General features: G+C 40.1%; 7 protein-coding genes. 4 read left to right on the plus strand and 3 right to left on the minus strand.

Annotation, left to right across the window (positions count from 1 at the left end; genetic code table 11):
* Positions 1–20: 20 nt before the first annotated feature.
* The 3 genes from WYK_RS01770 to WYK_RS01780 all read left to right on the plus strand — a co-directional run bounded on the left by WYK_RS01770 (position 21) and on the right by WYK_RS01780 (position 2,588).
* On the plus strand, positions 21–1,091 hold the full coding sequence (locus tag WYK_RS01770) for a C40 family peptidase (RefSeq protein ID WP_040372742.1): 1,071 nt from the start codon (positions 21–23) through the stop codon (positions 1,089–1,091).
* A 412-nt stretch (positions 1,092–1,503) separates the two neighbouring features.
* On the plus strand, positions 1,504–1,845 hold the full coding sequence (locus tag WYK_RS01775) for a hypothetical protein (RefSeq protein WP_040372744.1): 342 nt from the start codon (positions 1,504–1,506) through the stop codon (positions 1,843–1,845).
* A 335-nt stretch (positions 1,846–2,180) separates the two neighbouring features.
* Positions 2,181–2,588, plus strand: coding sequence for a hypothetical protein (locus WYK_RS01780; protein WP_051387259.1), 408 nt, complete (start codon positions 2,181–2,183; stop codon positions 2,586–2,588).
* A 79-nt stretch (positions 2,589–2,667) separates the two neighbouring features.
* Here the strand turns inward: WYK_RS01780 and WYK_RS01785 are convergent, their stop codons facing one another.
* The 3 genes from WYK_RS01785 to WYK_RS01795 all read right to left on the minus strand — a co-directional run bounded on the left by WYK_RS01785 (position 2,668) and on the right by WYK_RS01795 (position 9,528).
* Positions 2,668–3,534 (minus strand): accessory Sec system S-layer assembly protein, encoded by an 867-nt coding sequence (locus tag WYK_RS01785; protein WP_081704715.1) that lies wholly within the window; start codon positions 3,532–3,534, stop codon positions 2,668–2,670.
* Between the two features lie 41 nt (positions 3,535–3,575).
* Entirely contained in the window at positions 3,576–5,954 is a 2,379-nt protein-coding gene (gene secA2, locus WYK_RS01790) for an accessory Sec system translocase SecA2 (RefSeq protein ID WP_040372746.1), read from the minus strand.
* A gap of 142 nt (positions 5,955–6,096) precedes the next feature.
* Positions 6,097–9,528 (minus strand): S8 family peptidase, encoded by a 3,432-nt coding sequence (locus WYK_RS01795; RefSeq protein WP_040372748.1) that lies wholly within the window; start codon positions 9,526–9,528, stop codon positions 6,097–6,099.
* Between the two features lie 257 nt (positions 9,529–9,785).
* Between WYK_RS01795 and WYK_RS01800 the strand changes: the two genes are divergently transcribed.
* Positions 9,786–11,183 (plus strand): alkaline phosphatase, encoded by a 1,398-nt coding sequence (locus WYK_RS01800; protein ID WP_051387260.1) that lies wholly within the window; start codon positions 9,786–9,788, stop codon positions 11,181–11,183.
* The last annotated feature ends 609 nt before the right edge of the window (positions 11,184–11,792 follow it).

The raw sequence follows: 11,792 nt of genomic DNA on the forward strand, positions 1-11,792 counted from the left end.
TTATCGAGGTGAGAAAAATCGTGAAAAAAGGCATTGCGACATTATCAGCAGCAGCTATCCTCTCTTCAGCATTTGCTTCTCCTGCCCTTGCTGCCAATACATATACAGTAAAAAGCGGTGATACTCTAACGAAAATCGCCAAAAATCATCAAACTACTCTTGCCAACTTAAAAGCACTCAATAAATTATCCTCTGACGCTATTTTCGTAAATCAGACATTAAAAATAGCTGCCGGCACTAATGCTTCAGTTACCACAAAAGCCTCGACTGTCAAAGCACAGGTTTCTATCGAGAAAACCAGCACGGCTACCTATACCGTAGTAGCAGGTGACAATCTAACCAAAATTGCGAACAAGCATCATATCACCCTTGGTGAGCTGCAAAGTCTTAATAAGTTAACCTCAACTGTTATTTATCCTGGTGATGTGTTAACCGTTTCTAAAACCAAAGGTACAACGGTGATTGACCTGCCGGAAGCGAAGAAAACAAGTACTGATGCTTCGTCGTCTGAGTCAAATACATCTGGTCTTTATACCATTAAAAAAGGCGACACTCTTTCGAAAATAGCCTCTCAATTTAAACTAACGCTTCAAGAGTTAAAAAGCTTGAATCAATTAACTTCGGATACGATTTTTACAGGGCAAAGTCTTAGTGTCAGCCAAACCGCTGCTTCTAAACCTGCAGCAAAGCCTACTAACTCGGATACAGTCAGCAATGTGGACCAGCAAGCTAATACATTAATTGCAGAAGCAAAGAAACACATCGGGACGCCTTATTCATGGGCCGGTTCATCACCAGGCGGCTTTGATTGCAGTGGATTCGTATACTATGTTATGAAGAAAGCCGGTTATTCCATTTCAAGAACTTCTGCCTCAACATATTTCGACCTTGGCAAAAATACGACCAACCCGAGCCCTGGAAGCTTAGTATTTTTTGCTGGTAATCCAGCTATTAAATCTATCATCACACATATGGGAATCTATCTGGGTGACGGGCAATTCATTCATGCCAGCACAAGTAAAGGTGTTATGATCAGTTCCCTTAGCTCTGGATACTATGAAACAAGGCTCGCAGGTTTTAAAAACTTCTAAAAAAAGCAGCCTCCGCTAATGCGGACCGGCTGTTTTTTTTATTATGCGCCGCTCATTAAATTGAAAAATATTCCAAAATATAAACAAAATTCAAATAATACATGTAAATACATGTAAAATAACTTCTATTTCCTGTAAACTACTATACATATCTATGGTACTATAATTATAATAACATTGGAAAGGAAGGAACTAATGCCCAATTTTCGCAACTCATTTTTATCCATCTTGATGCTGGCAGCAGGATTACTTGTTTTCTCTGAATCTGCTAAAGCAGCCTCGTCCATCAATTAGTTGTGAGCAGTTCCTTAAACATACCGCTCTAAACCGAAGACAGCACACGGTAAAACGAAGACTTATCGTACGAATACATTGGCTTATATGAATGGTATTAGTGCGGGTGACCGTCTTAGTGAAAAAGCCCAGGAAATACATAGTACCTGTTCAAGATTTTATAGCAAGTGCTGATTATGAAATAAAACGTTACCAGCTCTTATTGGTGATCGATGAGGAAGCAGCGAATAAACGTTATAGCGAAGCAAGAGAAAAAATGTCTCAGCTTCAGAAGTTAAATACAGCTTCAGCAGCCTTTAAACAAAACTCTCCTAAACGCTATAAAACGTTTGCGGCAACCGAGGAATTCTTACTATCGATGCAGAACCGCATCGAACAACTACTGACAGAGGCGGAAAATACACCAAACATTGAACCGGATTCTAGTAGTGAAACACAAGAATTAGAAACGGTTGAATAACAATTCACAGGATGAACGTCTAAATGATTAATCTGGCTGAATAATCGGAATAATGTTATAATCAAATTGATTTCTTTGTCGAAATATAACATGGTGCAAGATATTTCCGGATATCCTTCCTTTATTGATTATCCTTGTATAACAAGGAGATTATTAGTAGAATAAATAAGGTGTATCAGGATTATTCGCGTGGTCCAGCTGAACAAACTAATAAATACTTAGTTTTTTGTATATATTTATCTGTATAGTAGATAAACTGACAGCTAGTATAACAATTTACTTGAGTTGGGCTCGAACCGCTCAATGTGTTATGAATTTAAGGGGGAGCAGATATAGTGGATAACCAGAATCAAATCGACAATCTCGTAGAAAATTTTAAGAAACACCCGCCAAAAATAATAGGAGGCTACAAGAAGCCAGGGTGGGCATTAAAAGTGCTGGAAAAAACCAGCAATGATTCGACTGAGATCGAACCGGACGGAACGATTACTGCTAAAGCCATCCTTGAAGCTAAAGATCTTACATATTATCCAGCTTTCTTAACCATAGATATCAGCAAGAAAGGTCAAATCGTTGGTGCTTACTTACTTTCAGAGAAAGCGGAGCAATTCGAATTACTGCCTTTCGAGTTAGCTAAGGACTTTGTAGGTAAAGCGGAAGCCGAACTTACTCCATTCCGCTATCGTACCCTTGATAAAATTGAAGGCGACGAAGCGCAAGTAAATTGGCCTGAATTTTCATAAGCATAAAATGGACCCATCAGATTCTGATGGGTCCATTTTATGCGGTAAAAAACCCCCGCCAAAATTGACGGGAGAGTAGTTATGTTTGTGGAAGTGAAGCTGCAGGTGCATATGCCTTCCAACGAGATAAATCTGGTTCTTGTTTCTGGATTAATGAACTTGGGAAGATAAACGTCCACGGTTTACTTGTATTCGCTTTTACTTCAAAATTACTTAGATTAAATCCACCCTCACAGACAACATCTCCCTGCGCATCTTCAACCACCAGCGGAATTGTTTCAAGCTTAATGTTCTTCTCATTGCCATTTCTGACAAGAATGACGACAGCCAGAGCATCATCTTCATTGAACTTCGCTTCAATGCCCATTAAATTGATCTCACCTGGAGAAAGCTTTGGCAGTGTAGCAACCAAATTCTGCAGATTCTCTTTTTGAAGGCTGGAAAGTTCTTTTTCCCACGTTTCGTCAAGATCCAATAGATGCTCTTGTTCTTCTGTTTTATTTTTTAATTCAAAGGCAATCTTCCAGCCTTCTGCTGGAATGTCTACCGCTACTCGATCTTCTTTTCCGAAAAGGAATCTCCAAGGCATACAAGACAGCCCCGGAATCTCACTCACTTCGTCTAATTCAAACCGTTTCTTCGCTAATACCTGGCCTTCTGCATCTAAGAGCAACAAGTCCACTTCTTCAAAACGTACGGACTTCGCCAATGTATTTCGTAAAAACGTTTCGACGATGATATCATCTTCATCTTCGATCAAATCAATACCGGCAATGGACAGCTGATCTGGAAGTAAGGCCGGCAGCTTTTGATGACGGAATTGATAGATATATTTTTCAGCTACAGTCAGTTCCCACTCAGGATGGAAGTAAAGGCTCGTATTGACGGTTCCATCTTCATTAAACTGCGCTTCTTTTTCACTTGCTGTTTGGTTGGCAGAATTGATCGCTTGTTGTTTTTAATTTTCTTTCCTAAACGTCCCATCCTCTATTCACCCTCTTCATTTTCGTTTACGACATGATAATCATTTTTTATAAGTTCCATAAACTGCGTACTAATGCCTGCTTCGATGTCAGCAATCAGCAGGTTGAATTCGGCAGCTCCTTCTTTTTCAAAGGTGACATATGGATCTTCTTGGGCATACCCTCTAAGGGTAATTCCCTCTTTAATCTGAGTCATTAAGTTCAGATGCTCAATCCAATCCGAATCAATTTGCGTAAGCATGTAATTACGAAGCTGGAGTGCGAGCATTTCGTCACCTTTTAATTCAAGAATGGTTTGTTTTAGCTCATTAAATTCTGACGCTGCTGCTTGCTTTACTTGATACGCATCTTGGTCGATTAGTCTTTCTTCAGTCAGACTTAAGTCGATGAATAGCTCCGACAATTTCTCCATCAACTCTCCAAGTCTATGCTCTTCAGGATCCTCAGGAAGATGCTGATTGATTAAGGTATTCATATATCGTTCCATATAAGCCAGCAGCTCATCAAACAGATCATCATCCGTTAATTCAAGCATTCTGTCTCTCATGGAATAGATAACCTTACTTTGTTGGTCCAATACATTTTCAAGCTTTAATAAATGAATCCGGCTCGAATAATGTGCGCCTTCAATGTTATCCTGAACCTTTTTAACAAACTTAATTGGGTCTGGAGAAACAACTAATCCTTCTTCATCAACTTTTACCTTTTTCAAATAGCGTTCTTTTTCTTCTTCATCATAGTAATCGAACAGATCATCTTCTAAAGATATGATAAATTGTGAAGACCCAGCATCACCTTGACGGCCGGATCTGCCTCGAAGCTGCATATCGATTCGTTTACTTTCGTTACGTTCTGTACCAAGAATATGCAGACCGCCAAGCTCACGAACATCTTCACCCAGCATAATATCTGTGCCGCGGCCAGCCATATTTGTAGCCAGCATGACTTGACCCTTTTGACCCGCTCGGGCGATGATTTCTGCTTCGTCTTGCTCAGTTTTAGCATTCAATACATAGTGTTTAATTTTTGCTTTTGTCAGGGAGTCTGACAGTACTTCCGATTGTTCAATGGAAGTCGTACCGATTAACACCGGGCGGCCCATATTATGCAGTTTTTCTACTTCAGCAATAATTTTTTTAAGTTTGTCATTATACTTGCGGTACACCAAATCAGGATAATCTTCCCGCCGAACAGGCTTATTCGTCGGAATCGTAATCACATTAAGATTATACGTATCCCAGAATTCTCGTTTAGACGGAGTCGCACTGCCTGTCATCCCTGATAAATTCTTATAAAGTCTAAAATAGTTTTGGATGGTAATCGTTGCATGTGTTTCATTTTCTTCAGAGATTTCCAAATCTTCTTTGGCTTCAATCGCTTGATGAAGTCCTTCACTGAAGGAACGGCCTTCCATAATTCGACCGGTAAACTGATCGATTAATTCAATCTTTCCATCTTTAACAATATAATCAACATCCCGTTTCATAATGACAGATGCTCTTAATGACTGCATAACGTGATGCAGCAGTTCTTGGTGTTCAGCATCATATAGGTTTTTAAGTCCAAACGCTGTTTCAATTTTGCGCGAACCTTCATCACTAATAAAGGTCTGTCTTGATTCAGGGAACAATTCGTAGTCCACATCTTTTTTGAAGCTTTTCACTATTTGTGCGGTGATGATAAACAACTCTGCCCCATCACTAGATTGATTAGCAATAATTAACGGCGTTTTTGCTTCATCAATTAAGATACTGTCGACCTCATCGACAATCGCAAACTCATGTCCTCTTTGAACCTTATCTTCTTTCCGAAATACCATATTGTCGCGAAGATAATCAAAGCCAAACTCCGTACCCGTACCATAAGTAATATCGGCTTGGTATGCTTCTTTCTTTTCTGAAGGCTCCATTTGCGAGATGTTTAATCCTACCGTTAATCCAAGGAATTCATGAATTTGCCCCATCAATTCCATATCACGGCGAGCTAAATATTCATTTGCTGTGATGATATGAACACCTTGGCCTTTTAGTGCTTGAAGATAACTCGGCAAGGTCGCAACTAACGTCTTTCCTTCACCCGTATTCATCTGTGCAATACTGCCTTCATTTAAAACGAAGCCGCCAATCAACTGAACATCATAATGGCGCAGACCAATTACACGCTTCGCTGCTTCTCTAACTACTGCAAAAGCATCCGCTTGTATGTGTTCAATCGTTTTTCCTTGGCTTAATTGGCTCTTAAATTCAGACGTGCAGTATTTTAATTCTTCATCTGTATAATTCAAATATTTTTCTTCAGCACTATTTACCTTATCAACAAGTTTCAATAATCGTTTTAAATCTTTTGAACTCTCATTAAACAGCTCTTTCACTCTAGTTATCATGCAGTTCTCCTTTGTTACCATTAAATATGAAGCTAGTATAATTATATCATATTAACTAAAATATGGACGATAGTCCTTGGTTAATAACAAAAAAAGGCTGTCCCCAAGGGTCATTTAATGACTCTTAGGAAAGCCTCTGCTTTTATTTCAAGTTCACATGTAATGTATATGGATTGATGGAGGCATTCCCTTTCACATCACGTACTTTAATGTAGTAGGTGCCTTTAGTAAGATTCAATGAAAGAAGCTCCGGATCACCGAGTGCATATTGATCAGACTTCGCAACCCGTTTTCCATTTTTATACACTTCAATCACACCATCTATCTCATCGCCACCATCAAGCTTAATGGCTGCTGTTTCTTTTTTAGCAGCCTTAAATACATACCAATCTTCATCACCTTCACCGACGCCCGCATTAAGGTAGCCTTTAGCCGAATATGATTTAGCTTTGGCTTTCTTCAAATTCAGCGGTTTAGATGGTGTATTCTTTTTCACCTTTGACCCAGCATCTTCATCATTTTGATTGACTGGAGCTGCTGTGAACTTATACGGCCAAAGTGATATTCCCGAGCCTGAATCAACCAAGCCTAGAATTGTAATAAAGTATTTTTTCTCTTTTTCTGCTTTAAATGAACCATAATTTACTCCAGATTCAATAATGTTCATAAACAATATCGTTTTTTCAGATTCCTCAGGATCTAGTTTATGGTTGCCATTAGTATCTTCCGTGATCTGGATAAATGCGTATATTGGCTGCAGCAATTCATTCGGGAACTCTTTTAGAGAGTTTGGCATTTTTTTACGTTCGAACTTGGCACTGTATATGGCTGTTTTGTTTGGTGCTAAATAGAAGGTATCTACATCATTCGCCAAGCCAAAGTCCCCTTCTACCACGCCAGAAGCCGGTAGATTCTTTGCATCTTCTGGTTTATCATTATCTTCATATTGATCCTGTGTACTTTTCACTGCTAACTTTGATGTAATTTTGTATGGATCGAAGTTGGTTGTACCGCCTGCAGCCAGATAATAGGTCTTCCCAGCTTTTAAGCCGGCAAAAAATTTATCCGTTAACTTCACATCCCAACTGTAATAATCCATGTTACTCGCAACGGTATTTAAATATTTCACCGTTTTATTCGTTTCTTCATCCATGAATTCAGCGACTTCAACTATCTGTACATATGGAAGATCTTTTTTCGGACTCGGAATATCAAATTGATAGATTCCATTTTCTTCAGGAACCAACTTATACCAATCCTGATCATTATCGCTTTGAATATACCCATCCGCACTTTCACCAATTTGATATGGAAGCGCACTTGCATCAATGCCGGCAATCATATCCTCCTCAGTTACTTCTTCTTCCTCTCCACCTGAGGAATACCCATCTTCATCTTCTGGCATCAGTTTGCTGTCAATCTTAACTGTAAATGGGAGCATTGACTGTCCTGCTTCCATTTCTCCATATTCTATGAAGGAAAAGTCATCTTCTCCGTAGGAATATTCATAGGACATTTTTTTACTTGTAACGCTCACATAGTATTCTTTTTCCGGCTCTGACATGAAGTACAGTGATTCACCTTCACCCACTCCACCATTGTTGCTCATATAGAGAGCAGGAATGGCTTCCTCTTCACCCTCTACAGGCGCAGGGTTCTCACTTGGAATATCTTGCTCAGGAGCTGGTGTTTCTCCTGATTCTGTCTCCTCTGGAGGTGGGAACAACTGCTCTTTTTCATAAACATTTAACGCAATATTTATACCAGGGATCCCTGAAACATCTATCTTCATGAGTCTTGATTCATCTGCCTTGAAGTGGAAAAAGTCTTCATCACCTTTTTCTCCAGTTAAATAAGCAGGTTTTGATGTGAACGGAAGCGCTGCAACTTCTATTGGTGTTTCAAGATTTGACTCATCTTCCGGTAATACTTGATATTTGGAAACCTGAAGTTCATAATTGGAACCCTTTTTTGTGGAATCATCAAAGCTGCCGTTACTATCTTTGACACCAATCGCGACTTCTCCAGTAAACGGCGCCTGTATTAACTTAGCTTCCGTTTTTCCTTCTCTCTCATTATTAATGTCTATTATTTGCGGGTTTTCATCCCCATAAAAGTGAACCATCATCTTATAATCATATTGAGCTTGTCCGAGTAGAGATGTTTGAATATACTCGCCTTTCTTCACAGAAAATTTAATCCACTTTTGTTCAAATGGTTTAGTAATGGTTTCTTTAATAGAAATAGGCTGATCTGCATTCAATGCAGTTGCCTTTTCAAGAATTTCTTTTTGTCCCCAATTTTCTTTAACGAAGGATGGCAGTTTTTTAATATTGTAATTTAAAGCTGCCACAGGATTGACCTGACCATTTCCGTACTTAATATCGAATCCTGAATCCCCCAAATCTGTTGCCGTCTGCTCCAAAATGTACTCAACCTGTGCTGGAGTTAGGTTAGGATGCTTCGATAATAGTAAGGATACAGCACCTGCTACAACTGGTGTGGCCATTGATGTTCCACTCATTCTAGCAAAAGTCGATTTTTTTGCTGTATCATAAAACGGTGCATAAATATCCTCACCAGGAGCAACAAGATCTACTGAAGCCCCGTACGATGAATAATAGCTTAACTTCTTACTACTATTAGTTGATCCAACGCTGATAACTCCCTCAAAAGCTGCCGGATAACTCGCATAATCATCGCCGTCATTACCAGATGCTGCGACCACGACAATCCCTTTTTCGATGGCCTTCTTTACAGCCTCTTCAAGCACTAGTGACGGATACCCTCCGCCAAGACTCATATTAATGACTTGGGCACCTTTTTCGATGGCATATAAAATCCCCTGAGCAATTGTATAGTCCGAACTATAGTACTGACCGTCAAACACATCAATTGAGAGCAGGTTCACATTTGGGTTCATTCCATAGCCGCCAATCCCATTATCTTTCTTAGCAGCGATAATTCCAGCCACATGTGTTCCATGAAAATCTGGAGCAGCTGGATTCATTGGGTTTGCTGCATTATAGCTTGGAAGTAAGGAACCTTTCAGTTCAGGATGATTACGATCGATTCCTTGGTCAATCACCGCAACGGTAACTTTATTCTTTCCTGCAAGCTTTTGAGCTTCATCAACATTCAGCATCGATAACGCATATTGTTGATCGACTTTAGGATCGTTTGCTGCAAATGTCTTGAAGGTCGGACTCATATTAACCGTGGTTACTTTGGTGTTTTTTTGATAACTTTTCATTGCGGCTTCGAGGTTTTTTTTATTCTTTACTTTCACAACTATGTACTTCAACTCTTTTATTTGTTGAATAACAGTCGTTCCTGCCCGCTGATGGTCTGCAGCAGATAATGGTGTCTTATATTTGATGACAAGCGTGTTGTCACTGAACTTCTTCTCCGTGTTTTGATTTTTTGCATTGAATGATGACGCCTGAAGACTTTTAAATGATTTTCCAGTTGGAAGACCTACATGTGCTTCCGCATGATGGAAAGAAAGCACCGGTGTGATGGCTACTGATAGACTGATACCAAGGGCTGCTATCTTTTTAGAAATAGGTTTCATTATATTCCCCCTCATATATTGCTAGATATATCATAACCGAAAATACCATTAATGGAAATATTTTCTTTTTATATTTAATAGACTTTAAATCATTCAACATAATTTCTTTTATTTTTACTATTTTTCAACAAATTTCTTCCTTAATATTTAATAGAAATATACGTAAGGCTACCGAGACTTCCCTCGGCAGCTTTTTTCTTATATTAATTTTTTTGCTTAGTTTGGCAAATAATACAGTGGATGAAGGGAGGAATTTGATGAGGAATTTCATCTCAACTTTACTAATTAGCTTTTTGTTCGTCCAACCAGCTGCAGCTGAAGCATCACACTCGGAAGAAAGCACCTACCCGAAAAATGTTATTCTCTTAATTGGAGACGGCATGGGGCTTGGCCAAATGGAAATTGCTCGTCAATTCGAGTATGGCCGTAAAGGTGTGCTGCATCTTGAAAAGCTTGAGCATACTGCGCTCATGCGCACATATTCGGCTAATCGGCATGTAACCGATTCTGCCGCTGGAGGCACCGCACTCGCTACTGGCGTCAAAACCAATAATGAAATGATTGGAGTCGATGCAAAGGGCAAACCTGTCGACAGCGTTCTTGATGCATTCAAGGCAGCGGGTAAAAGGACAGGTCTCATCTCGACCAATATGGTGGTGGATGCCACACCGGCCGCTTTTGGGGCGAGCGTGACTAACCGCTGGACTGGGTTTGCTGATATTGCACAGCAACTTCTGCAAAATAAAGTAGACGTTATTCTTGGCGGCGGTGCTTTATATTTCAGTCCAGAAAAACAAGACGGAGTAAATCTGCTGAAATCCTTTCAAGCTAACGGCTACGTTATTGCGAATAATGAAGCCGAGTTGACTGCTGCTCCCAATACCGGCCGCCTGCTTGGTTTATTTCATCCCGATTACATGAATTTTAAACAAGACAAAGAAGAGTACCATTCTGAGGAACCAACTCTAGCCGAGATGACAAAGAAGGCACTTGAGGTTTTAAGTAAAGACGAAAAAGGGTTCTTTTTAATGTCTGAAGGTGCTCGAATTGACCAAGCCTCACATGCGGCTGATATCGCTGGTATATGGAAAGAAACCATTGAGTTTGATAACACAGTTAAGCTTGTTACTGACTGGGCTAAGAAGCGTGGAGACACACTGGTTGTCGTACTGGCTGATCACGAAACAATGGGCATCTCAGCAACCGAACCGATGAACATCAACGCCTATAAAAAAATAAAAGTGTCTCCCTATTACATGGCGTCCCAATTAACATGGGGACCTGATCAAACAATCGACCCAAAAGCCGTAAAAGCCGTTTTCAAAATTTACGCACATCTAAATCTGTCCGATCAAGAATGTACTCAATTTATAACAACCATTCAAAACAATACCCATGGGGTATACCCAAAAAACAAAGTACAATGGGAAATCGGCAGCGTCATCGCGCAGCATTTTGATGCGGGCGTCATAACTTCCTCCATCCGCAGCAAAAGCACTACCGGTGGACACACCGCTAACATGATTCCTGTCTTTGCAACAGGACCTGGAAGCGAGGCCTTCCATGGCGTCATCGACAATACCGACATCTCCCAACTCATCACCAAAGCAGCAAGGATACCATTTATTCCTGGCCAACATCAGCCCTCCCGTTAAGGGGGGATGATGTTTTGACCACGCTTTTGGGAGAAAGCATGCTGAAATACGATGGTTCTGGGCAATATGGTCCGAAAATAGAGAATAGCTGAACGGATGGTTTTGTGAAAATGTGTATCCTGCTCTTTTTCATTTGATCTTTCTAAGACTTTTCGTATTTATAGACTCTTTTTGGACAAAACACGTTGAAATAGGTTGGCTGCTTGGCAGCCAGCTGCCCGATTCTATTGGATGGAACTCTACATGGTGACGCATTCGGCCCAAACCCGATTTATTCAGCCCAAATGAACAAATATTCGACCCTTTAGTTTAATTTGCTCCGCGCAATGTTTCCGATCCAAAGGGTTTGTGAAAAATGTGTATCCTGCTCTATTTCATCTGATTTTCAAAGCCTTTTCACATTTATAGACCCTTTTTGGACAAAACACGTTGAAATAGGTTGGTTGCTTGGCAGGCGGCTTCCCATATCTATTGGATGGAGCTCAATATGATCCCAGATTCTTCCCGAACTCGGGTACATTCTGCCCGAACAGCCAAACATTCTTCCTTAACTTCGAAACATTCTTCCCTAACTCGCATTCATTCTTCCCTACACTTGGAAATGGACAA

The sequence above is a fragment of the Peribacillus psychrosaccharolyticus ATCC 23296 genome (assembly GCF_000305495.1).
In the GTDB taxonomy this organism is placed as follows: Bacteria; Bacillota; Bacilli; order Bacillales; family DSM-1321; genus Peribacillus; species Peribacillus psychrosaccharolyticus.